The following is a 22,044-nucleotide window of genomic DNA, read 5'->3' as shown; positions in this document are numbered from 1 at the left end:
ACGAGGACACGACGCCGGACTTCATCGTCATCGACGGCTCGGAGGGGCGGGACCGGCTCCGCGCCGCTGGAGTACGAGGACCACATGGGCACTCCGCTCACCGATGGCCTGATCCTCGTGCACAACGCCCTGGTCGGCGCGGGCCTGCGGGACCGGGTCAAGATCGGGGCGTCGGGCAAGGTCGCCACCGGCACGGACATCGTCATCCAGAGTCAGCGCTGCCACACCAACCGGATCGCGCCGACCGAGACCCGCTCCTACGCCGAGCTCGTCGAGCGACTGCGGCCCCGTCAGCTGCTCGCCGAGCCCCCGATGGGCTGGGTGGACGACTGGGAGCGCGCGGACCCCGACCGGTTCTCGTGCGCGGACCGGTAGGCCGCCCACACCTCCGGACGGAGCCGGCCGCGGTCCGGGACGTCGATCCCGGCCGAGCGGGCCCAGGTCCGGACCTCGGCGGTCGCCGGCTCCGGCGCCGGGTCGGCCTCCCCCAGCTCCGACTCCGCGCCGGGGATGCGGGATGCGATCACGGCCTCGTCGCGGGCCCACGTCGACGCGGCGGCGAGGAAGCGGTAGGTCCACTCCTCGGCCAACCCGCGGGTCTCGGTGAAGACGATCGGCACGCCGGGGTACCGCACGGCGAGCTCGGCGATCCCGTCCGCGACCAGCGCCGGCCGCACGTACTCCAGCGCGAAGACCTTCGAGTACCGCTCCTCCACGACGACGGCCGCGCGCGGCAGGGTGGCGAGCTCCGCCACGGCGTGCCGGAGCGTCGAGTTGGTCAGGCTCGACACGAGGTCGGACAGCGACTTCCGCTCGACGGCCGCGACGACCCGCCCGTCGACCTCGACGCCGTAGTCCCCGCAGCTCAAGGCGCGCTTCGCCGTGCGGACCTGCTGCCCGGTGAAGCGGTAGGCGTAGCGCTCGTGCGAGTCGACGAGGATCTCGAGCTCGGCCTCGGTCCCGGCCGCCCGCGCCGTCGGGGTCCGGACCTGCGGGCGCGCCTGCTTGCGGGTGTTCGGCGACTGCCAGAACACCATCTCCCGGCCCCGCGCCCGGGTGTGGACGATCTGCGACCGGCGCTCGGTCCGGCGGTCGGCGATCACGTCGATCGCCGCGCCGGTCCGGGCGCACGACACCAGCGGCACCCGCTCGACGATCTCGGGCTCGGCCGGCCACTCCTGCGCGTCGACGGGGTGGCAGTACAGCGCCTTCGTGCGCGGCCACGTGCCCGACGTGCGGAAGACGAGACCACCCGCCGTCGGGACCCGGAGCAGGTAGGGGAGCTTCGAGTCCGGGTCCGGGTTCCGGGCGATCAGCAGCTCCGCCACGCGGCGAGGGTATCGAGCGGAACTCATCGCCACCCGTCGTCGGGAACGCCTCCGGGGATGACCTCGCCGGGCGCGTAGGGCTCGCGGGTGAAGACGAAGCTGCCGAGGTCGAGGTGGCTGACCGACCCGTCCGGCCGGCGCACCACCCGCAGCGTCTCGCCCGCGTAGTAGCCGTCCAGGCCGACCCACGTGCCGTCCTCCCGCGGGGAGAACCGCGAGGTCCGCGCGCCGCCACCGAGCCCGCCGATCGTCAGCTCGTCGGTGCCGCGCAGGCGCAGCGCGATCGGCGCCGCGCCCCAGTACCAGGGCCCGAGCAGCGCGAGCAGGTCCGCGGGCACGACGGCGGGTCGCCACGGCCGGGGCAGGCGCGGCTCGCGCTCGGCCACGATGCCGATCAGCTCGGCGACGAGCGCACCGATGGCCGGGCCGGACGTCGCGTTCGCGAAGGCGACCGCGGCGAGGTCCTCCGCGGGGTCGACCCAGAGGGTGGCGACGAAGCCCGGCATCGACCCGGTGTGGCCCGCCAGCGCCCGGCCGGAGTGGCGCAGGAGCTGCAGGCCGAGGCCCTGCGACCGGTCGGCGTCCCCGGCCTCGGACGGCGCCGAGGGTCGCCGCATCTCCTCGACGACGCGCGTCGGCAGCACGCGGTCGTCCCCGTGCAGCAGGAACGCGCCGTAGCGGGCGAGGTCGGTCGTCGTCGACCACATCTGCCCGGCCGGCGCCATCAGCCCGGCGTCGTGCGCGGGTTCCGGGTGCAGCACGTCGGCCCACGGGTGGACGGCCCAGCCGGCCGCGTGCGGCGCCGTCGGGTGGTACGTCGTGCGGTCCATCCCGAGCGGCTCGAGGATCTCGTGGGCCACGGCGGTGAACCAGTCGTGGCCGCGCAGGTGCCCGACCAGCGCGCCGAGCAGCCCGAATCCGACGTTGGAGTAGTGGTGGCGACGTCCCGGGGCGCGCAGCGGCGGCTCGGCGACGAGGCTCGCGAGGTCGGGGCGGACGGCCCCGTCGGAGCGCTCCCACCACGGCGCCCCGGTCTCGGCCGGCAGCCCCGAGGAGTGGGCGAGGAGGTGCGCGATCGTCGCGTCCGGCACCGGGGTGTCTGGCAGGTGCTCGTCGAGCCGGTCGTCGAGCGAGAGCCGACCCTCCTCCCGCAGCCGGAGGACGAGCACCGCGACGAAGGTCTTCGTGATCGACCCGATCCGGTACTGCGTGTCGTCGGTGGGCGCCGCGTCGTCGACCTCGCCCCGCGTCCCGCTCCAGACGACCGCGTCGCCACGCAGCACCGCGCCCGCCATCGACGGTGCACGGCCGCGGGACTGCTCGACGGCGAGGCGGTGGGTCAGGGCGTGGGCGGTGGCGTCGAGCAGCACCGGCCCAGTGTGGATCAGTTCGCGGGCGGCCCGGTGCCGGCGTCGGTGTCGCCGCGCTCGGCCGGGTGGTCGTTCTCGGCGAGCGAGACCGACGAGACGACCTCGGACGGGCTGCCGTAGTCCACCGGCGGGATGGCGCGGATCGCGCGGGCGGTCTGGTCGTCGCCGGCGCTCTCGGCCGCGGCCACGAGCGTGTCGCGGTCGGCGGGGAACGACTGGCCGTTCAGCACGGCGTCGAGGCGGGCACGGGTGGTGGACGCTGCCATGGCTGCTGGTGCCCAGGGCCGGGTGCACCACACACGTGGTTCCGGGTAGCCGCACCGATGACCTCCTACGGCTACTTCCTCTCCTGCGAGCAGTACTCGCCGCACGAGCTCCTCGACCAGGCCCGACGCGCCGAGGACGCCGGGTTCGAGCGCCTGTGGATCTCCGACCACTTCCACCCGTGGAACGACGCGCAGGGGCAGAGCGCCTTCGTCTGGGGCGTGCTCGGGGCGCTGTCCCAGGTCACGTCCCTGCCCGTGAGCACCGCGGTGACCAGCCCTATCATCCGCATTCACCCGGCGATCCTGGCGCAGGCCACCGCGACCGCCTCCGTGCTGCTCGACGGCCGGTTCGTGTTCGGCGTCGGCACCGGCGAGGCGCTCAACGACCACGTCCTCGGCGACCCGTGGCCGCCGATCGGCGAGCGCTTCGAGATGCTCGAGGAGGCGATCGGGATCATCCGCCGGATGCACGAGGGCGGCGTGGTCAACCACCGCGGCAAGCACTACCGGGTCACCGACGCCCGCATCTACACGCTGCCGGAGAACCCGGTCCCGATCTACGTGTCCGGCTTCGGGGAGCAGGCCACCGAGCTCGCCGCCCGCATCGGCGACGGGTACTGCGGGGTGGCGCCCGACGCGTCGCTGCTGGAGACCTACCGGGGCGCCGGCGGCCGGGGCCCCACCCAGGGCGGCACCAAGGTCTGCTGGGGCGACGACCGCGAGGCGATGATCGACCACGCCCACCGGATGTGGCCCAACGACGGCTTCCCCGGCCAGCTCGCCCAGACCCTGCCGCGGCCGTCGGACTTCTCCGACGCCGCGCAGCTGCTCCAGCGCGACGCCGTCCCCGGCCTGTTCTCCTGCGGCCCGGACGTCGACGAGCACGTCTCCCAGCTGCGCTCCTACGCGGACGCGGGCTACGACGAGGTCTACGTGCAGCAGATCGGCCCCGACGTCGAGGGCTTCTTCGCGGCGTACGCGAAGGAGGTCCTGCCGGCGCTCCGGGGCTGAGTCGCGGGACTAGGGTGCCGTCGCGTGGGCCTCTGGTCGGAGCACGTCGTCCCGCGCGTCACCGACCTCGCCCTGGGCCGCGCCGACGTGACACGGCTGCGCGAGCGGGTCCTCGCGCCCGCCCGCGGCGTGGTGCTCGACCTCGGCTCGGGGTCGGCGCCGAACCTGCCGCTGATGCCACCGGCCGTCGAGCAGGTGCTGGCGGTGGAGCCGTCGGCGACGGCCCGGCGGCTGGCCCGACGCCGGACGGGGCCGCCGCTGGAGTACGCGGGCCTCGACGGCGCCCGGCTGGAGCTGCCCGACGCCTCGGTCGACACCGTCGTCAGCACCTTCACGCTCTGCACCATCCCCGACCTCGATGCGGCACTGCACGAGGCACGGCGGGTGCTGCGTCCGGGCGGCCGGTTCCTCTTCCTCGACCACGGCCTCGCCCCCGACCCCGCCGTCGCGCGGTGGCAGCACCGCCTGACCGGGCTGCAGCAACGGCTGCTCGCGGGATGCCACCTGGAGCGGGCGATCGACCGGCGGGTGGCGGCCGCCGGCTTCACCGTCGAGTCGCTGGAGCACGCGTCGATGCCGGGACCGTCGGTGCTGAACCACCTCTACCTCGGGTGTGCCGCCTGACACCAGGGGGTTGGAACCGCCCGCGGTGAGCCATCCCACCGACATGAAGGTCACCGTGTTCGGGGCGACCGGCGGCGTCGGCCGGTTCGTCGTCAGCCACCTGCTCGCCGACGGACACGAGGTCACCGCCCTCGTGCGGTCCCCGCAGAAGCTCGGGGAACTGCAGTACGCGGTCGAGGTGATCGAGGCCCAGCTCTCCGACACCGACGCGGTCGCCCGCGCGGTCGAGGGCGCCGACGCCGTGATCACGGCCTTCGGGCCGCCGATCGACCCGTTCCTGTCCGACACCCCGCTGACCGACGGCACGCGGACGATCGTCAAGGCGATGCACGCCGCGGACGTCCGTCGTCTGATCTCGCTCGTGACCGTGAGCGTGCCGGACCCTCGCGACCGGCCCCGCCTGCTCGACCGGCTCGTGCCGATCGGGATCGGGATCCTCATCCCCGGCGCGCTCGCCGAGGTGCAGGGCATCCACGAGGCCGTGACCACCTCGGACCTCGACTGGACCGTGGCGCGGATGTTCGCGCCCATCGACGTCCCCGGCGGCAACCCGATCCGCTCGGGCTTCCTCGGCGTCGACCCGATCGGCGTGGAGATGGCCCGGGCCGACGTCGCGCGGTTCATGGTCGACCAGCTGACCAGCACCGCGTACCTGCACGCGGCGCCGGCCATCAGCAACTAGGTCAGAGCCCGTAGGTCTCCAGCAGCCGCAGCCACACCTCGGACATCGTCGGGAACGACGGGACGGCGTGCCACAGCCGCGCCAGCGGCACCTCCCCGACGATCGCGATCGTCGCGCCGTGGACCATATCGGCCACGTCCTGCCCGACGAAGGTCGCGCCGACGACCACCTCGCGGTCGGTGTCGACCACGAGCGTCGCGAACCCGTCGTAGCCGTCGGCCTGCAGAGCCGCGCCCGCCACGTCCCCGATCTCGAACGTCACGGCGCGCACGTGGAGACCCGCTCGTTCCGCGCTCTCCGCGGTGTGCCCCACGGCGGCGATCTGCGGGTCGGTGAAGATCACCTGCGGCACGGCGGTGTACTCCGCCGTCGTCGACGTCTTCGCGTACCGACCGCCGACCTCGGCGCCCTTCGACCGCGCCACGAGCACGTCGCCGCAGATGCGGGCCTGGTACTTGCCCATGTGCGTCAGCTTCGCGCCGGTCGAGGCGTCGCCGACGGCGTAGAGCCAGTCGCCCTGCACGGTGGTCGTCTCGTCGGCCGCCAGCGGCTTCCCGGGCTCCAGGCCGACGGTGTCCAGGCCGAGGTCCGACGTCGCCGGCTTGCGACCCGCCGCGACCAGCAGTTCCGCGCCGCGCAGCTCGGACCCGTCGTCGAGCGAGGCGACGACCTCGCTGCCGTCGCGCTTCACCGCGGTCATGGAGACGCCGAGCCGGACGTCGACGCCGTCGCCCTCGAGGGACGCCTGCAGCCGCCGGGCGGCCTCGGGCTCGACCGACGGGACGAGGCGGTCGCCGTGCTGCACGAGCGTCACGCGGGCGCCGAGCCGCTGGTACGCGGTCGCCATCTCCACGCCGACGACGCCGCCGCCGAGGACGAGCAGCGAGTCGGGCACGCGGGAGGACTGCGTGGCCTCGCGGTTGGTCCAGGCGTCGACCTCGTGGATCCCGTCGACCGGCGGGTAGGTCGGCACGGAACCGGTGGCGACCACGACGTAGCGGGCGGCCACGTCCGTCGTCGTCCCGTCCTCGTGGTCCACCGCGACGGCGCGCTCGCCGGTGATGCGGCCGCGGCCCCGCAGGAGCGTGATGCCGGCGCCGTCGAGCCACTCGGCCTGTCCGGAGTCGTCCGGGTTCGCGAACTGGTCGCGCCGCTCGAAGACCGCCGTCGGGTCGACCCGGCCCGCGTCCACCCCGGGCATGCGGTCGACCGCGGCCTTGAGGTCGACCGGGCGCAGCAGCGCCTTGGAGGGGATGCACGCGTAGTAGGAGCACTCGCCCCCGACCAGGCCCGCCTCCACGATCGCCGCGCTCAGTCCCTGCTGGTGCGCCCGGTCGGCGACGTTCTCGCCCACCGGGCCCGCGCCGATCACCACGACGTCGACGTCCAGGTCAGCCATTCCCGTCACCTTCTCCCGTCGGTCCGAACCGTTCGATCCGGATGCTGGCCTCCGGCTGCCCGGCGGCGACGAGGTGCGACTCCATCGCCAGGGTGAATCGTGCCGAGCCGCACACGAAGGCGGTGGCGCCCGGGTCGGCGATCGCGCCGACCACGGCGGCGTCGAGCCGCGAGCCGCCCTTCTGCCGCGAGTACGCGACGAGCGCCCCGGCCGCCTCCAGCTCCTCGCGGTAGGGCAGGTGGTCGGCCGTCCACGCCGACACCGCGAGGTGCAGCAGGTCGGGCCGTCCGACGTCCTGGGCGTGCCGCAGCATCGACACCAGCGGCGCCACCCCGCTGCCGCCCCCGATCCCGAGCGCGGGCGAGGCACCGTCCCAGGCGAACCACCGCCCGATCGGCCCGCGGCACTCGAGCAGATCCCCGGGCTCGACGACCTCGGCGAGGAAGCCGGACACCTCGCCGTCGGGGACCTTCTCCACGTAGAGCTCGACGAGGTCGTCCGACGGCGCCGACACCGTCGAGTACGAGCGGCTCGCCGTGTAGCCGTCCTCCGCGCGCAGCCGTAGGACATAGTGCTGACCGGGTCGGTGGACGACGCGGTCGGGCACGTCGAGGCGCAGGATCACGCCGAGCTCGCCGTGGTGGTCGACCGAGACGACCTTCGCGTCCCGCCAGACGGCGGCTCGCTGCGGGTCAGTCGCCATCGAAGCGCTGCTCCTGCCACGGGTCGCCGCGGTGGTGGTAGCCGTTGATCTCCCAGAAGCCGGGCTCGTCGTGGTCCAGCAGCGTGATCTTCGAGATCCACTTCGCGGACTTCCAGAAGTACAGGTGCGGCACGAGCATCCGCACCGGCCCGCCGTGCTCGCGGGTCAGCGGCTTGCCCTCGTGCTCCCAGACCACCCACGCCTTGCCGCCGGTGACGTCGTCGAGCGGGAGGTTGGTGCGGTACCGGGTCGTCGACTCCTCGACGACGAACCGCGCCTCCGGCAGCGGCTGCGCCACCTCGAGGAGGGTGTCCAGACTGATCCCGGTGAACGACGTGTCGAGCTTCGACCACGTCGTCACGCAGTGGATGTCGCCGCGGTAGGTGTCCTGGCCGAGGGCCTTGAGCTCCTTCAGCGACCACGTCGTCGGGTTGGCCACGAGCCCGTCGATCGTCAGCGACCACCGCTCAGCGTCGATCCGCGCGGTCGGCTCCGCGGTCAGCACGGGCCAGGACTTCCCGACGTCGTACTGGCCCGGGGGCAGCCGCGGGTCGCGCTCCGCCTGCTTGCGTCGTCCCGTGAATCCCCGCGTGATCGCCATCGCCGGCTCCTCTCGACCTCCGCCCACCCTAGGGAGGACGGACCGGTGTCCGCGTCGGTCGAACGACGCAGGACGGGAGGATCATCCCGACGACGGGTCCCGCAGCACGCTCCCGAGCTGGCCACGGTGCCGCCGCTCGCCGTCTTCGTGGCCGCCGTGATCGTCCGGTCGCTCGCAGAGGTAGCGGATTCGAGGCCTGGGCGTCCGAATCCGCTACTTCCTCCCGCTGCTGGAGATGTCGCCGCTGGTCGCGTCCCGCGCACCGTGGGGCTCCCGACGGCCCACGACCACTCCCGCACTCCGAACGGGCCAACGGCCAGAGCAAGCCACATCCGCCGTCGGGACGACCTGGGGAGAACACCCAGGGTCTGCCGAGGGACCGCTCCGTTGCGTCCGGAGGGCGTGCGGGCAGGATCGACCGCGTTCACCTGTGAGCGCCGAGAGGACCGCCATGACCGGGACCGAGCTGCCCGACAGCCCCGACGACCTGCCCGCCGACGACCGCGACTCCGTCGACGACACCTCCTTCGAGCAGCTCGACGAGGCCGACCTGCTCGACGGCGACGCACCGGAGCGCGACCCCGAGGACCCGCTCGACGCCGGGTGGATCCCGAACGAGCGCACCCGCGGCGTCGATGCCTGGGGCGTCACGCAACGCGAGGAGGAAGAGGGCGAGCCCCTCGACGAGCGGCTGCGCCGTGAGGTCGCCGAGGACCCCGACGACCTCGGCGCCGACGGGTTGGGCGACTCCCGCGACACCGAGGGCGAGCTCTACGACGACGAGGTCGGCACGGAGCGCTCCGGCCGGCTGGTGCTGCGCGACGAGGGCGACGAGGGCTACGCCGACGACGTGGGCGTCGACGGCGCGGGCGCGAGCGCCGAGGAGGCCGCGATGCACACCATCGGGGAGTGAGCGGGGCCGTGGGCACGACGCTCGACCTCTCGGGGCGCACCGCGCTCGTCACCGGCTCGACGCAGGGCATCGGCCTCGCGATCGCGGTCGACCTCGCCCGGGCCGGGGCGCGGGTCGCCGTCAACGGGCGCACGGCCGGGCGCGTCGACGCGGCGGTGGCGCAGGTCCGTGAGCAGAGCGGGGGCGACGTGGTCCCCGCGCCCGGCGACGTCACCACGGCCGACGGGACGGCGGCCCTCACCGCCGACCTGCCCGACGTCGACGTCCTCGTCAACAACCTCGGCATCTTCGACGCCCAGCCCGCGCTGGAGATCACCGACGACGACTGGCGCCGCTACTTCGAGGTCAACGTCCTGACGGCGACGCGGCTCGTCCGGGCGTACCTGCCCGGCATGCGCGAGCGCGGCTGGGGACGGGTGCTGAACGTGGCGAGCGACTCCGCCGTCGTCATCCCCGCGGAGATGATCCACTACGGGATGTCCAAGACGGCCCTGCTCGCGGTGTCCCGCGGGTTCGCCAAGGAGGCGGCCGGCACCGGGGTCACGGTGAACTCGGTGATCGCCGGTCCGACGCACACCGCCGGGGTCGAGGACTTCGTCTACCAGCTCGTCGACCGTTCGCTGCCGTGGGACGAGGCGCAGCGCGAGTTCATGCGCCTCCACCGCCCGCAGTCGCTGATCCAGCGCCTCATCGAGCCCGAGGAGATCGCCCACCTCGTCACGTACCTCGCCTCGCCGCTGGCGTCCGCGACGACGGGGGGCGCCGTGCGCGTGGACGGCGGGTACGTGGACTCGATCCTGCCCTGACAGGAGGCCCTGTCAGAACCCTTCCTTTCTGACAGGGCACCCTGTCAGGATGGCGGCATGCCCACCCGCACCTTCCAGGGCGCGAGCGCCGAGGAGCGCGTGGCCGAGCGCCGCGCACGCCTGCTCGACGCCGCCCTCGACGTGGTGGGCGAGCGCGGGGTCGGCGAGTTCACGATGACGGCGGTGTGCCGCGCGGCCGGGCTGACCGAGCGGTACTTCTACGAGTCGTTCCCGAATCGGGAGGACCTGCTCGCGGCGCTGTTCGACGCCACGTCGGACACGGCGCTGCGCCTCGCCCTGCAGGCGGCCGCCGGACTGCCGGCGCACGACCTCGCGGCGCGGGCCCGGGCCGCGATCCGCGCGACGGTCACGCTGCTCGCCCGCGACCCGCGGTCGGCCCGGCTCTACCGCGAGGCCGTCGGGCACCCGGTGCTCGCGGCCCGCCGTCAGGACACCGTGGCCACCTTCGCGGCCTTCCTCACCCGCCTCGTCGTCGAGGCGCGGCCCCACCTGTCCCCCGACGACCTCGAGGTCACGACGGTGCTGCTCACCGCCGGCATCGTCGACGCCGTCGGCTTCTGGCTCGACGGGCGGCTCGCCGTCGACGCCGAGCACCTCGTCACCCGCTGCGTCCATCTCGTGCTGGCCGCGGCCGACTTCCGGGAGGAACGATGACGGCACCGCTGGCGCACCGCATCCAGAGCGGACTGGCCTCGGCGACGAGCCTCGTGCCGTCGGCGACGGCCCCGCTCGCGCCGCCCCCGCCCGGCAGCGGGCTCGAGGCCGTGCCCGGGGACTACGGCACACCCGTCGTCGGGCGGTCCCTGGAGTTCGCCGCGGACATGCTCGGGTTCGGGCGTCGGCGCTACGAGCAGTACGGGCCGGTGTCGTGGACCGGGGCCTTCGGCCGTCGGATGGTGTCGGTGCTCGGGCCGGACGCTCTCGGCCAGGTGCTCGTCAACAAGGACAAGTACTTCGGCAACGCCGACGGGTGGGGCTTCTTCATCGGCCCGTTCTTCCGTCGCGGGGTGATGCTGCTCGACTTCGAGGAGCACCGCACCCACCGGCGCATCCTGCAGGAGGCGTTCACCCGCGACCGGCTCGGGGAGTACCTCGAGGTGATGAACCCGCGCATCCGGCGCAGCCTCGACGACTGGACCACGGGCGACGGCATCCGGATCTACGACCGGATCAAGCAGATGACGCTCGACATCGGCACCGAGGTGTTCGTCGGGGACGAGCTCGGGCCGCGCGCGGACCGCGTCAACCGCGCCTTCGTCGACACCGTGCACGCCGGCGTCGCGGTGGTCCGCGCACCGGTCCCCGGCGGCTCGTGGAAGCGGGGCCTCGACGGGCGGAAGCTCCTCGAGGACTACTTCGCCGCGCAGATCCCGGCGAAGCGCGCGGGCGACGGCCGGGACATGTTCAGCGTGCTGTGCCGCGCCCGCAGCGACGAGGGCGAGACGTTCTCCGACGACGACGTCGTCAACCACATGATCTTCCTGCTCATGGCGGCGCACGACACGTCGACGATCACGCTGTCGATGATGAGCTACCTGCTCGCGAAGAACCCGGAATGGCAGGAGAAGCTGCGCGAGGAGTCGTTCGCGCTGGACTCCGACGACCTCTCCGGCGCCGAGCTGGACTCCCTCGTCTCGCTCGACCTCGCCATGCGCGAGACCCTGCGGATGTACGCGCCGGTCGGCCAGCTCGCCCGTATCACCGTCCGCGACGCCGAGCTCCAGGGCTTCCACATCCCCGCCGGCACGCTGCTGTCGCTCGGCATCCACGCCTCGCAGCGCATGGAGCCGTGGTGGGACCGACCCGACGAGTTCGACCCCGACCGCTTCGCCCCGGAGCGCGCCGAGGACAAGTCGCACCGGTTCGCCTGGATCCCGTTCGGCGGCGGGGTCCACAAGTGCATCGGGCTGCACTTCGGCGGCATGGAGGTCAAGGCGATCATGCACGCGATGCTGCGTCGCTTCCGCTGGTCGGTGCCCGACGACTACGTCATGCCGATCGGCCTGACGACGGGTCCGACGCCCGCCGACCACCTCCCGCTGCGCCTCGAGCGGCTGTAGCTTCCCGGTCCGTGCGCGACGCCGACCTCGTCCATCTCCGCCGCTGCGTCGAGCTGGCCCGCGAGGCCCTGGAGGCCGGTGACGAGCCGTTCGGCTCGGTGCTGGTCGGCGCGGACGGGACGGCGCTCGCGGAGGACCGGAACCGGGTGAACACGGGCTCGGACCCGACGTTGCACCCGGAGTTCGAGCTCGCCCGGTGGGCGGCGGAGTCGTTGCCCCCGGCGGACCGCCCGGGGGCGACCGTCTACACCTCCGGCGAACACTGCGCGATGTGCTCGGCGGCGCACGCGTGGGTGGGGCTCGGCCGGATCGTCTACGCGAGCTCGTCGGAACAGCTCGGCGGCTGGCTGGCCGAGTTCGGGGCCGCCCCCGGGCCGGTGACGCTGCTGCGGGTGCGGGACGTCGCGCCCGGCATCGTCGTCGAGGGACCGGCGCCCGGGCTCGACGAGGAGGTCCGCGAGCTGCACCGCCGTCTCCACGGAGGGGGGTGACCCGGGTCGCGGTGTCGCGCGGACCACTCCGCGGTGTGGCCGCGCGGGCGGGGCGGCATCCTCCGGTGGTCGCCCCAGCGCTGCGGCCGATGCCGAGACCCGCGCTGGAGATGGTGGTGATGACGATGCCGACGACGTCCGTACCGTGGATGGGCAACCGCGTCGTGATGTGGGAGATCGAGGACACCGAGCTGACCGCGCTCGAGTGGCGGCGGCCCTACAACGGGGTCACCCGGGGCTTCCGGGTCCTCGGTGCCGAGGAGCTCGCGGTGGTCTGCCAGGCCGTCGAGGAGGCGACCGCGGAGCTGCGTCCCGCGCCGCGCCTCGAGGACGTGGCCGGGCGCCCGCTCGACCTCGAGGCGTTCCTGGAGGAGTTGCTCGAACGGTGACCGCGTTCCGGGCCCGGTGACCCCGGGCCCGGAGCTCGTCAGCCCTGGACCTCGTAGGTCGGCGTGATCGTGGCGCGGCCGATGGAGTGGAAGAACAGGTTGAAGCCCAGGAACGCCGGGCTCCCGTCCTCACCCACCCCGAGGTCCTCCACGTCGACGGCGTGGACCACGAAGAAGTAGCGGTGCGGACCGTGCCCGGCGGGCGGGGCCGCACCGATGAACCGGTGCGCGCCCGCGTCGTTGGCCAGCGTGATCGCCCCTGCCGGCAGCAGGTCCTTGTCCGGGTTGCCGGCGTCGGTCGGCAGCGAGGTGGTCGACACCGGGATGCCGGTGACCGCCCAGTGCCAGAACCCGCTGGCCGTCGGGGCGTCCGGGTCGTAGCAGGTGACCGCGAAGCTCTTGGTGCCCTCGGGGAAGCCGGACCACTCGAGCTGGGGCGACACGTCCTCGCCACCCGCGCCCATGATCCCGCTGACCAGGGAGTTCGGCACCGGCTGACCGTCGGTCACATCGGTGGAGGTCACCTGGAAGGTGGCCACCTCGGGCAGGAAGCTGTACGGGTCCGGCGGCTGCGGCGCCACGGGGTCCTCCTCGGTCGGTCGCGGACGATTCCCGCGAACTACAGGGCTCTCTTCCCCGAGGAGGAGCGTCTCCATGCACTTGCCGGAACCGACCCACGGGCGGCGCGTCCTGCGAGATGGTTGCGCGGATCACAGGCGGGCGTCGACGCTGTCCGCGGGACGAGATCCACGGGGGGCGCGATGGAGGGTCGGGAGTTCGGCCGGTACCGGCTCGGCCGCCTCATCGGGTCCGGGGGCATGGGCGACGTCTTCGAGGCCGTGGACGTCGATCGCGACCGCGTGGTCGCGCTCAAGCTGCTGCCCGAACTCTTCGGCGGCAACGAGGAGTTCCTCGCCCGGTTCCGTCGGGAGTCCCGCGTGGTCGCCCGCCTGCGCGACCCCCACATCATCCCGATCCACGACTACGGCGAGATCGACGGTCGGCTGTTCATCGACATGCGGCTCGTCGACGACGGCGTGACGATCGCCCGCCTGCTCTCCGACGACGGTCCGCTGCCCGCGCGTCGGACCGTCGACCTCGTGGTGCAGGTCGCCGACGCCCTCGACGCCGCCCACGCGGACGGCCTCGTGCACCGCGACGTCAAGCCGTCGAACGTCCTCGTGACGCCCCGCGACTTCGTCTACGTCGTGGACTTCGGCATCGCGCACGCCATCGGCCACACGGCCGCCGGGCTGACCGGCACCGGTTCCACGGTCGGGACGCTCGACTACATGGCGCCCGAGCGCTTCACGTCCCGCTCCATCGACGGCCGGGCCGACGTCTACTCGCTCGCCTGCCTGCTCCACCAGTGCCTGACCGGCCGGCCGCCCTTCGAGGGCGACAGCCTGCCCGCGCTCATGTACGCCCACCTCGATCTCGCCCCACCCCGCCCGAGCGACGGTCGGCCGTGGCTCCCCGCGGCCCTCGACGACGTCGTCGCCACCGGGATGGCGAAGGACCCGGGGGACCGCTTCCCGACGGCGGGTGCGCTCGCGGACGCCGCCCGGCGCGCCGTCGAGGCAGCCCCCACCCGGGAACGCACGCCCGCGGTGGCCGTCGCGGGTCGCCGGTCCGCTCCCACCCTGGTCTCCGGACCGGACTCGAGCACCACGGCACCTCAGCCCCTCGACACCCCCGAATCCCCGCTGCCGACGTCGCCGGCGCGGATCCCGCCGCCGGTGTTCGCGCCGGTCCGCCCGCAGGGTGGCGCGCCGCCGGTCGCCCGTCCCCAGCGGTTCCGACGCGACGGCACCACCGTGCGGGTGTCCCGGACCGACGTCGCGGGCTGGCTGCGCGACCGACCGGTCCTCGTCGTCGTCGCGATCGCCCTGGTCGTCGTGCTCGCCGTGGTCCTCGCGGCGGCGCTCGCCCCCGACCGTGAACCGGCGGCCGCGTCGCCGGCCCCCGCCCCGGCGGCGGGACCGAGCGTGCCCGTCAGCCTGGCGGTGCCCGCCGTGGCCGGCACGATCGCCACGCCGCCCACCCCGGGCTATCTCGCCGTCGCCCCCGGTGGCCGCACCGGCTACCTGGCCAACCGCGACGCCCGGGTCGTCTCGGTGATCGACCTCGATCGCCGGGCGGTCGTCGCCACCATTCCCATGCCGGTCGCGACACCTCGCTTCGTCGCCCTGAGCGCCGACGGCGCCCGGGCCTTCGTCAGCTGCTACGACGAGCGCGGCGGCGACGTCGTCCACGTCGTCGACACCCGGACGAACGCCGTCACCGCCACGATCCCCGTGGACCGGGAGCCGTACGCGCTCGCGGTGGCACCCGACCAGCGCACGCTGTGGGTGCCGAGCCACGCGACCGGCTCCATCGACGTGGTCGACCTGTCGGCGAACGCCGTGGTCCGCCGCATCCCCGTCGGCCCGAACCCGCACTGGATCGCCTTCGGCCCCCACGGCATCTACGTGGCGAACCACGAGTCGAACCTCGTGACGTCGTTCGGCCCCGACGGCGCGGCGCGGGCGACCGTGCCCGTCGGCCGCAGCCCGCACGCGCTCGCCGTCTCCCCCGACGGCGAGCGGGTCGCGGTGGTCAACTACGACGCCGGCACCGTCGACGTCCTCGACGCACGCACCGACCGGGTGCTCGCGACCGTGTCCGTCGGCCGGGGTCCGCAGCACGTCAGCTACACGCCGGACGGTCGACACCTCCACACCGCCAACGTCGACGACGGCACCGTGTCGGTGATCGACACCGCCACCGACACCGTCACCGCGACGGTGCCCGCCTGCGGCTCCCCCACCAGCGTCGGGATGCGCGGGGTGGAAGCGGTGGTCACCTGTCTCGACGACGGCCGGCTCCTCGTCCTCCGCGCCTCGACCTAGGAGGTCGGCCCCGCGACGCCCGGTCGCGACCTACTCCGCGTGCGCCACCCACATCGCCGCGGCGAGTTCGGGGCCGAGCAGGTGTTCCTCCGCGTCGCCGCCCAGCGAGACCACGAACGAGCCGCCGAACGGGTGCCGGCCGCGCATGAGCACCTCGGTGCCGAGCCCGAAGCCGCGCTCCTTCAGGTGCCGCAGGACCGCGGGGTCCTCCTCGTCGACCCGGACCAGACGGGCGGTGCGTCCCGGCTCCAGGACCGCGAGGGCGCGGGCGTCCTGTTCGACGGTGCGCCCGTCGGCGTCGGGGATGGGGTCGCCGTGCGGGTCGACCTCGGGGTGCCCGAGCTTGGCGTCGATGCGCGCGAGGAACGTGTCCGAGACGTAGTGCTCGAGCACCTCGGCCTCGTCCTGCACCTCGTCCCAGCCGTAGCCGAGCTCCTGCACGAGGAACGTCTCGATCAGTCGGTGCCGGCGGAGCATGGACAGCGCGTGTCGACGGCCGGCCTCGGTCAGGGTCAGGCCGGCGTAGGGACGGTGCTCGACCAGCCCGAGGTCGGCAAGCTTGCGCGCCATCCCAGAGACCGACGACGCGGAGAGGCCGAGGCGCAGGGCGAGCCGGGACGTCGTCGCCGTGCCCTCGGTCTCGACGAGCTTGTAGACGGCCTTGACGTAATCGTCGACCGCCGCCGAGTGCCCGCCGTCCATACGCGCCACGATATCGCCGCGACCGCCACCGGACCTGCGACTCGATGGCGAGCAATCTGCGCGACGACCGGTGTCCGCCGGCGGCGGGGCCGGGCAGGCGCGGCCTCGCCGCGCCGCGTCGGGTCCCGCATACACAGCCCGTAGTCCCCGACAAGCGCCGACGACCCGATCCGCACGATCGAGTGCGGCGTGTCGCCGTCACTTGTCGCGATCACGCACGCCGCGTTTGCTCGTGATCGCCGAGTTCTGGGGCGGACGCCCCAGCGGCGTACGGCGATCGGGGGAAGCATGCGCGTCAAGATCCTGGCCGCTGCCGCCACGGTGGCGATCGGCGCGGCCGTGGTGGCCGCGCCCGTCGCCGGTGCGGCCGTCCTGCCTGCCACGGCGGCCGTGGCCGGGCAGGTCACGCCGCCGACGGTCCCGGCCGTCCCCGGCGCCCCGGCCGTACCGGGGGCACCGGCCGTACCGGGGGCACCGGCAGTACCGGGGGCACCGGCAGTTCCGTCGGTACCGGCCGTCCCGGGAGCGCCCGCGGTGCCGGATGTGCCCGCCGTGCCCGGGGCGCCCGCCGTCCCGAGCGTGCCCGCCGTGCCCGGGGCACCCGCCGTCCCGGCCGTCCCGGCGCCCTAGGTCGGCCGCAGTCCGGACCACGTGAGGCGAACCGGGTCGCTCCGACCCGGTTCGCCCGTCAGGTCGGCGTCCTCCGACCTGTGTGCGCCGGTCAGCCGCAGCAGCCGCCTCCGCAGCACCCGCCGCCACCACCGCCAGCCGACGGGGCCATGGCCGGACGCTGCGCCGTGCGGGCCTTCCCGCCGAGCGCGACCGTCGACAGCAGCTTGACGGTGTCGGCGTGACCGCCCGGGCAGGCCGCGGGGTCGCCCGCCTGCTGCATCGGCCGGTTCACCTCGAACGTCGACCCGCACTCCCGGCATCGGAACTCGTACACGGCCATGGGGCGGAGCGTAGGCCGCACCACCCGCCGTCAGGAAGGCCGGCGACTCACCGCCGGATCACCACCGGTCTTCCTATCCTGGACACATCACCCGAACCGCCACCCGTGCCCTCGTCGCCGTCCTCGTGCTCGCCCTGCTGGCCGCCGGGGCGATCTGGTTCGTGCAGAGCCGCGGGTTCACGGCCGCCGACGTGTGGGAGGTCGTGCAGCCCCCGCCGCCCGAGCCGTGCAGCGAGCCCGACCCGACGAGCGAGGGCTGCCTCACGCCGACCACCCTCCGCCTGCACGACGCGGCCGTCGCCCGGTTCGACGACGACCCGCGCGGGGTGAGCTGCTGGTCCGAGCACGCCTGGAACCCGTCCAGCGACCACCCGGCCGGGCGCGCGTGCGACTTCTTCCCCACGCGGTCCGGCCGCTTCCCGGTCGGCGAGGAGCTCGCCGCCGGGTGGGCGATGGCGTCCTGGCTGCGCGAGAACGCCACCGAACTGCGCGTGCGCTACGTCATCTGGCAGGGCCGCATCTGGTACCGCGGCACCGCCGACCAGGACGGATGGGGCCGCCCGTACGACGGTGGGGGCGTCTACGACCCGGCCGACGCCACCGGCGGCCACTTCGACCACGTCCACGTCAGCGTGCGCCGCTGAGGACGAGCATCACGTTCGGGAGCACCCCGGACGATCAACGTGCGACACTCGGTCACGAGCGCGACACCCCCTGATGCGTGACGCGCACGCCGCCTGGCCCTCGCGACGCGCGAGCACCGCCCGGGCGGACCCACCCCGACGCTAGGTGCTCCTCATCTCTGACATCACCACATTCACCGGCCTGGGCATCTCGCCCTCGATCGCCGAGCTCCTCGCCCCCCGCGGCATCACCGAGCCCACCCCGATCCAGGCCGCCGCGATCCCCGACGCCCTGGCCGGACGCGACGTCCTCGGCCGCGGGCGCACCGGGTCCGGCAAGACCCTCGCCTTCGGGCTCCCCGTGCTGGCGAAGCTCGCCCGCTGCGACGCCCCGACGCGCCCCAACCGGCCGCGGGCGCTGATCCTGCTGCCGACCCGCGAGCTCGCGAGCCAGGTCCGCGACGCTCTCGCCCCGCTCTCGGAGGCCCTCGGCCTCGAGCAGACCGTCGTCTACGGCGGCGTCGGGCAGCGCCCGCAGGAGAACGCGCTGCGCCGCGGCGTCGACCTCCTCATCGCCTGCCCCGGCCGCCTCGAGGACCTCATCGGCCAGGGCGTGCTCGACCTCGACCACATCGAGGTCACGGTGCTCGACGAGGCCGACCACATGTCCGACCTCGGTTTCCTCCCCGCCGTGCGCCGCCTCCTGCGCCGCACGCCGGCCACCTCCCAGCGCCTGCTGTTCTCGGCGACGCTCGACGGCGAGGTCGACAAGGTGGTGAAGGAGTTCCTCCGCTCGCCGGTGACGCACAGCGTCGACCGTGCCGCCGAGCCGGTGCCGGACATGACCCACCACGTCTTCACGGTCCAGCCGGCCGACCGCGCGCAGATCGTGCAGGAGCTCGCGGGCGGCCTCGGCCGCACGATGCTGTTCACCCGCACCAAGCACGCGGCGCGCAAGCTCTCCCGCAAGCTCGCCGCCTCCGGCATCCCGGCCGCGGAGCTGCACGGCAACCTCGCGCAGAACGCCCGCGACCGGAACCTCGGCTGGTTCCGCGACGGCGACGTCCGCGTCCTCGTCGCCACCGACATCGCCGCCCGCGGCATCCACGTCGACGACGTCGCCCTCGTGGTGCACGTCGACCCGCCGGCCGAGCACAAGGCCTACCTGCACCGCTCCGGGCGCACCGCCCGCGCCGGGTCGGCCGGCGACGTGGTCACGCTCGCCGCGCCCGACCAGCGCTCCGACGTCGCGAAGCTGACGCGGCAGGCCGGGATCAAGCCCCGCACGGCACAGGTGTCGCCGGGTGCGCGCGAGATCCGCGACCTGGTCGGCGAGGCGGCCCCGCCCGCGGCGATGCCCGAGGTCGAGGCACCGCCGCAGCAGTCCCGCCCGTCGTCGGGGACCTCCTCGCGCTCCGGACGGCCGCGCCGCCGTGGCGGTCGCGGCGGGGGCTCGCCGCAGGGCGCCGGCCAGGGCACCGGCGGTCAGTCGACCGGCGGCGGTCGTCGTCGGGGCACCCGGGGCGGCCAGTCCGCGTCGCCCGCCGGCTCGGGAGCACGCCGCAGCCGCTGAGCCGCCGGCCGTACTAGCGTCGTCCACCGTGTTCACGGGGTTCGGCGACGCGGCGGTCGACTTCTACGAGGGCCTCGAGGCCGACAACTCGAAGGCCTACTGGCAGGACCACAGGCACCTCTACGACGACCACGTGCGGGCGCCCATGCAGGCCCTGTTGCTGGCCCTCGAGCCCGAGTTCGGCGAGGGCCGCATCTTCCGGCCGTACCGGGACGTGCGGTTCTCGAAGGACAAGGTGCCCTACAAGACGCAGTGCGGCGCCACCGCGGGCGCCCACTACGTCCAGGTCTCGGCCGACGGGATCATGGTGGCGGCCGGTTACTACGCCATGGTCCCGGGCCAGGTCGCGCGCTACCGGGCGGCGGTCGACGACGAGCGCCACGGCCCGGAGCTGGAGCGCCTCGTCGCCGCCCTGCACGACGACGGGTTCGCGATCGGCGGTGACCGGCTGAAGACGCGGCCGCGCGGCACCGACCCCGACCACCCGCGCCTCGACCTGCTGCGCCACCGCGCGCTCTACGCCCACACCGCGTGGGAGCCGTCGGAGGAGCTGCACACCCCCGCCGTCGCCGAGCGCGTGGCCGCCGCCTGGCGGCGGATGGATCCGCTGGCGGAGTGGATGAACGCCCACGTCGGGGTCACCCTCGACGACGCCGCGGAGAGCTCCCGACGACGACGGTGACCCGCGCGCCCTCGCGGGTACCAGCGGCGATGAACCCAGCGAGGATGCTCGCCGCGGGGCTGGTCGCCCGCAGCGTCGCCCAGGGGGTGCGCCACCCGCACCCGCCGACCGACCGATCGAGGTCGGACGACCGTCCGGAGCGCCCGCCGGGCGGGAACGCCGAGAAGCCCACCGAGATCCCGGCGCGGGGCTGGTGGCAGATCCTGCGGCGCGCGTTCGCCGAGGGCAGCAAGGACAACGTCAGCATGCTCGCGGGCGGCGTCGCGTTCTTCGGCTTCCTCGCGATCTTCCCGGCCCTGATCGCGCTCGTGTCGCTCTACGGCCTGGTCGCCGACCCGGCCGAGGCCGCCCGGACGCTGGAGAGCATCACCTCGGCCCTGCCCGAGAGCGCTCGGCCGCTGGTCGCCGACCAGCTGCAGTCGGTGGTCACCTCGAGCACCGGCGGCCTGACGACGGGTCTGGTGATCGCCGCCCTCGCGGCCCTGTTCAGTGCCTCGAGCGGCACCCAGAACCTCATGGCCGCCATCAACATCGCCTACGACGAGACCGAGACGCGCGGCGCCGTGAAGCTGCGGGCCCTCGCGCTCCTGCTGACCCTCGGAGCGGTCGTCTTCGTGATCGTCGCGATCGCCCTGGTGGCCGTGGCACCCATCGTCCTCGACTACTTCGGTCCCGTCGGCCAGATCGTGGGACAGGTCGTGCGCTGGGTCCTGCTCGTGCTGTTCGTGGTCGTGGCCCTCGCCGTCCTCTACCGGACGGCGCCCGACCGGGACGCGCCGCGCTTCCGCTGGGTCACGCTCGGCTCGGTGCTCGCGACCGTCCTCTGGGTCGTCGGCAGCGTCGTGTTCAGCGTCTACGTCGACAACTTCGGCAGCTACAACAAGACCTACGGCGCGCTCGCCGGCGTCATCGTGCTCATGCTCTGGATGTACCTGACCAGCTACATCGTGCTGCTCGGCGCCGAGGTCAACTCCGAGTCGGAGTACCAGACCGCGGCCGACACCACGACGGGCACGGCCGCGCCGATGGGACGCCGCGGCGCGGTCAAGGCCGACGACGCGCTGACGCCGTGATCAGCAGCGCGCCGTCAGGCCGCCGTCCACCGGCAGGCACACCCCGTTGACGTAGGCCGCGTCGTCGGAGGCGAGGAAGACGGCGGCGTTGGCCACGTCCCACGGGGTGCCGCACCGCCCGGTGGGACTGCGGCGGGCCCGGGCCGCGGCCTCGTCGGCCAACTGGTCGCCCACGAGCGGGGTGTCGATCAGCCCGGGCAGCACGGCGTTGGCCCGGACGCCGTGGGCGGCGTAGGTCAGGGCGACCGACACCGTCAGCTGGTCGACCGCCGCCTTCGCCGCCATGTAGCCCGGGTAGTCGTAGCCGGGGTGGCGGATGGCGGCCACCGACGACACGTTGACCACGGCGCCGCCGCCCGCGGCGACCATGCGCGGGACCGCGTGCTTGCAGGTGAGGAAGACGCCGCTGACGTTGACCGCCAGGGCGGCGTCCCACTCCGCGCGGCTCAGGTCGACGAGGCCGACGGGCGTCGCGACGCCGACGTTGTTGTGCAGGATCGTCACCGGGCCGAAGGCCCCGGCCGCGGCGTCGAGGGCCACGACGACGTCGTCCTCGACGGTCACGTCGGCGCCCACGCCGGTCGCCCGGCCGCCCTGCTCGACGACGAGCCGCGCGGTCAGCTCCGCCTGCTGGGAGTCCCGGTCCACGGCGACGACCGCCGCGCCCGCCGCCGCGTAGGCCAGCGCGGCCGCCCGGCCGTTGCTGATCGCCGCGCCGCTGGACCCCGCGCCGAACACCACGGCCACCCGGCCCCGTAGATCGGGCATCGCGGACCTCCCCTCTTCGGCCCCGACGGTGCGCTCCCCCGCTCCGCCGGACGACCGCCCGCTGACGCGACCGTGACCCGCGCCCTCCTCGTTCTGTAGGAACATGCGGGCACGAG

26 protein-coding genes are annotated in these 22,044 nt (G+C 74.1%); 16 read left to right on the top strand and 10 right to left on the bottom strand.

Annotated elements, in window-relative coordinates; translation table 11 throughout:
* Positions 1-84: 84 nt before the first annotated feature.
* The gene (locus tag LN037_RS22850) at positions 85-375 is read left to right on the top strand and encodes a glutamate synthase-related protein (RefSeq protein ID WP_230757404.1); all 291 of its coding nucleotides are present in this window, start codon (positions 85-87) and stop codon (positions 373-375) included.
* Here the strand turns inward: LN037_RS22850 and LN037_RS22845 are convergent.
* From LN037_RS22845 to LN037_RS22835, 3 genes are read right to left on the bottom strand one after another with little or no spacing between them, the layout of a single operon-like run.
* A complete protein-coding gene (locus tag LN037_RS22845) occupies positions 291-1,328 on the bottom strand; it encodes an ERCC4 domain-containing protein (protein WP_230757401.1) in 1,038 nt (345 codons plus the stop codon). The two genes, LN037_RS22850 and LN037_RS22845, sit on opposite strands and share 85 nt — an antisense overlap.
* A 23-nt stretch (positions 1,329-1,351) precedes the next feature.
* The gene (locus tag LN037_RS22840) at positions 1,352-2,695 is read right to left on the bottom strand and encodes a serine hydrolase domain-containing protein (protein WP_230757510.1); all 1,344 of its coding nucleotides are present in this window, start codon (positions 2,693-2,695) and stop codon (positions 1,352-1,354) included.
* Positions 2,696-2,712: 17 nt separating this feature from the next.
* Positions 2,713-2,964: a DUF2795 domain-containing protein gene (locus LN037_RS22835; protein WP_230757393.1), complete on the bottom strand. Its 252-nt coding sequence runs from the start codon at positions 2,962-2,964 to the stop codon at positions 2,713-2,715.
* 57 nt (positions 2,965-3,021) lie between these two features.
* On the opposite strand from LN037_RS22835, the gene LN037_RS22830 reads away from it, so the two are divergent.
* Genes LN037_RS22830 through LN037_RS22820 form a run of 3 tightly spaced genes read left to right on the top strand, consistent with a single transcriptional unit; the run spans position 3,022 to position 5,281 of the window.
* A complete protein-coding gene (locus tag LN037_RS22830; RefSeq protein WP_230757390.1) occupies positions 3,022-3,975 on the top strand; it encodes a TIGR03557 family F420-dependent LLM class oxidoreductase in 954 nt (317 codons plus the stop codon).
* A 24-nt stretch (positions 3,976-3,999) separates the two neighbouring features.
* A complete protein-coding gene (locus LN037_RS22825; protein WP_230757382.1) occupies positions 4,000-4,599 on the top strand; it encodes a class I SAM-dependent methyltransferase in 600 nt (199 codons plus the stop codon).
* Positions 4,600-4,642: 43 nt separating this feature from the next.
* Positions 4,643-5,281 carry an NAD(P)-dependent oxidoreductase gene (locus tag LN037_RS22820; protein ID WP_230757379.1) on the top strand — a complete coding sequence of 213 codons (639 nt, stop codon included), beginning with the start codon at positions 4,643-4,645 and terminating at the stop codon, positions 5,279-5,281.
* A 1-nt stretch (position 5,282) separates the two neighbouring features.
* On the opposite strand, the gene LN037_RS22815 is transcribed toward LN037_RS22820, so the two are convergent.
* The 3 genes from LN037_RS22815 to LN037_RS22805 are packed head-to-tail and all read right to left on the bottom strand — an operon-like array spanning position 5,283 to position 7,984.
* Complete coding sequence (locus LN037_RS22815) at positions 5,283-6,680, bottom strand: dihydrolipoyl dehydrogenase family protein (protein WP_230757370.1); 1,398 nt, start codon at positions 6,678-6,680, stop codon at positions 5,283-5,285.
* Complete coding sequence (locus LN037_RS22810; RefSeq protein ID WP_230757368.1) at positions 6,673-7,383, bottom strand: FAD-binding oxidoreductase; 711 nt, start codon at positions 7,381-7,383, stop codon at positions 6,673-6,675. The genes LN037_RS22815 and LN037_RS22810 overlap by 8 nt, the downstream gene beginning before the upstream one ends.
* Positions 7,373-7,984 carry a sulfite oxidase-like oxidoreductase gene (locus LN037_RS22805; RefSeq protein WP_230757365.1) on the bottom strand — a complete coding sequence of 204 codons (612 nt, stop codon included), beginning with the start codon at positions 7,982-7,984 and terminating at the stop codon, positions 7,373-7,375. Before LN037_RS22805 ends, LN037_RS22810 begins: the two co-directional genes overlap by 11 nt.
* Positions 7,985-8,435: 451 nt before the next feature.
* Here LN037_RS22805 and LN037_RS22800 point away from each other — a divergent pair, with 451 nt between their 5' ends.
* The 6 genes from LN037_RS22800 (at position 8,436) to LN037_RS22775 (ending at position 12,664) form a co-directional block, all read left to right on the top strand.
* The gene (locus tag LN037_RS22800) at positions 8,436-8,897 is read left to right on the top strand and encodes a DUF5709 domain-containing protein (RefSeq protein ID WP_230757362.1); all 462 of its coding nucleotides are present in this window, start codon (positions 8,436-8,438) and stop codon (positions 8,895-8,897) included.
* Positions 8,894-9,703 carry an SDR family NAD(P)-dependent oxidoreductase gene (locus tag LN037_RS22795; RefSeq protein WP_230757360.1) on the top strand — a complete coding sequence of 270 codons (810 nt, stop codon included), beginning with the start codon at positions 8,894-8,896 and terminating at the stop codon, positions 9,701-9,703. The genes LN037_RS22800 and LN037_RS22795 overlap by 4 nt, the downstream gene beginning before the upstream one ends.
* 57 nt (positions 9,704-9,760) lie before the next feature.
* Positions 9,761-10,378: a TetR/AcrR family transcriptional regulator gene (locus LN037_RS22790; RefSeq protein ID WP_230757357.1), complete on the top strand. Its 618-nt coding sequence runs from the start codon at positions 9,761-9,763 to the stop codon at positions 10,376-10,378.
* Positions 10,375-11,784, top strand: a complete 1,410-nt coding sequence (locus tag LN037_RS22785) for a cytochrome P450 (RefSeq protein ID WP_230757354.1) — start codon at positions 10,375-10,377, stop codon at positions 11,782-11,784. The genes LN037_RS22790 and LN037_RS22785 overlap by 4 nt, the downstream gene beginning before the upstream one ends.
* A gap of 11 nt (positions 11,785-11,795) precedes the next feature.
* The gene (locus LN037_RS22780; RefSeq protein WP_230757349.1) at positions 11,796-12,275 is read left to right on the top strand and encodes a nucleoside deaminase; all 480 of its coding nucleotides are present in this window, start codon (positions 11,796-11,798) and stop codon (positions 12,273-12,275) included.
* 89 nt (positions 12,276-12,364) lie between these two features.
* Positions 12,365-12,664, top strand: a complete 300-nt coding sequence (locus tag LN037_RS22775; RefSeq protein WP_230757346.1) for a hypothetical protein — start codon at positions 12,365-12,367, stop codon at positions 12,662-12,664.
* A 38-nt stretch (positions 12,665-12,702) separates the two neighbouring features.
* On the opposite strand, the gene LN037_RS22770 is transcribed toward LN037_RS22775, so the two are convergent.
* Positions 12,703-13,245 (bottom strand): YbhB/YbcL family Raf kinase inhibitor-like protein, encoded by a 543-nt coding sequence (locus tag LN037_RS22770; RefSeq protein ID WP_230757344.1) that lies wholly within the window; start codon positions 13,243-13,245, stop codon positions 12,703-12,705.
* A gap of 180 nt (positions 13,246-13,425) precedes the next feature.
* On the opposite strand from LN037_RS22770, the gene LN037_RS22765 reads away from it, so the two are divergent.
* Entirely contained in the window at positions 13,426-15,555 is a 2,130-nt protein-coding gene (locus tag LN037_RS22765) for a serine/threonine-protein kinase (protein ID WP_230757338.1), read from the top strand.
* A 30-nt stretch (positions 15,556-15,585) separates the two neighbouring features.
* Here LN037_RS22765 and LN037_RS22760 read toward each other — a convergent pair whose 3' ends face one another.
* Entirely contained in the window at positions 15,586-16,257 is a 672-nt protein-coding gene (locus LN037_RS22760) for a metal-dependent transcriptional regulator (protein ID WP_230757331.1), read from the bottom strand.
* 288 nt (positions 16,258-16,545) lie between these two features.
* On the opposite strand from LN037_RS22760, the gene LN037_RS22755 reads away from it, so the two are divergent.
* Entirely contained in the window at positions 16,546-16,887 is a 342-nt protein-coding gene (locus tag LN037_RS22755; RefSeq protein WP_230757328.1) for a hypothetical protein, read from the top strand.
* A 91-nt stretch (positions 16,888-16,978) separates the two neighbouring features.
* On the opposite strand, the gene LN037_RS22750 is transcribed toward LN037_RS22755, so the two are convergent.
* Positions 16,979-17,209, bottom strand: coding sequence for an FmdB family zinc ribbon protein (locus tag LN037_RS22750; RefSeq protein ID WP_230757326.1), 231 nt, complete (start codon positions 17,207-17,209; stop codon positions 16,979-16,981).
* 125 nt (positions 17,210-17,334) lie between these two features.
* Here LN037_RS22750 and LN037_RS22745 point away from each other — a divergent pair, with 125 nt between their 5' ends.
* The 4 genes from LN037_RS22745 to LN037_RS22730 all read left to right on the top strand — a co-directional run bounded on the left by LN037_RS22745 (position 17,335) and on the right by LN037_RS22730 (position 21,160).
* The gene (locus LN037_RS22745; protein ID WP_230757323.1) at positions 17,335-17,853 is read left to right on the top strand and encodes a VldE C-terminal domain-containing protein; all 519 of its coding nucleotides are present in this window, start codon (positions 17,335-17,337) and stop codon (positions 17,851-17,853) included.
* A 145-nt stretch (positions 17,854-17,998) separates the two neighbouring features.
* A complete protein-coding gene (locus LN037_RS22740; protein WP_230757320.1) occupies positions 17,999-19,405 on the top strand; it encodes a DEAD/DEAH box helicase in 1,407 nt (468 codons plus the stop codon).
* Between the two features lie 28 nt (positions 19,406-19,433).
* A complete protein-coding gene (locus LN037_RS22735; protein ID WP_230757317.1) occupies positions 19,434-20,087 on the top strand; it encodes a DUF2461 domain-containing protein in 654 nt (217 codons plus the stop codon).
* 29 nt (positions 20,088-20,116) lie between these two features.
* Positions 20,117-21,160, top strand: a complete 1,044-nt coding sequence (locus LN037_RS22730; protein WP_230757315.1) for a YihY/virulence factor BrkB family protein — start codon at positions 20,117-20,119, stop codon at positions 21,158-21,160.
* On the opposite strand, the gene LN037_RS22725 is transcribed toward LN037_RS22730, so the two are convergent.
* A complete protein-coding gene (locus tag LN037_RS22725) occupies positions 21,161-21,928 on the bottom strand; it encodes an SDR family NAD(P)-dependent oxidoreductase (protein WP_230757313.1) in 768 nt (255 codons plus the stop codon).
* Positions 21,929-22,044: the final 116 nt, after the last annotated feature.

The sequence above is a fragment of the Actinomycetospora soli genome, assembly GCF_021026295.1.
Lineage (GTDB): Bacteria > Actinomycetota > Actinomycetes > Mycobacteriales > Pseudonocardiaceae > Actinomycetospora > Actinomycetospora soli.
The sequence above is the reverse complement of the archived record's forward strand: the minus strand, read 5'-3'. Positions and strand labels throughout refer to the sequence as shown.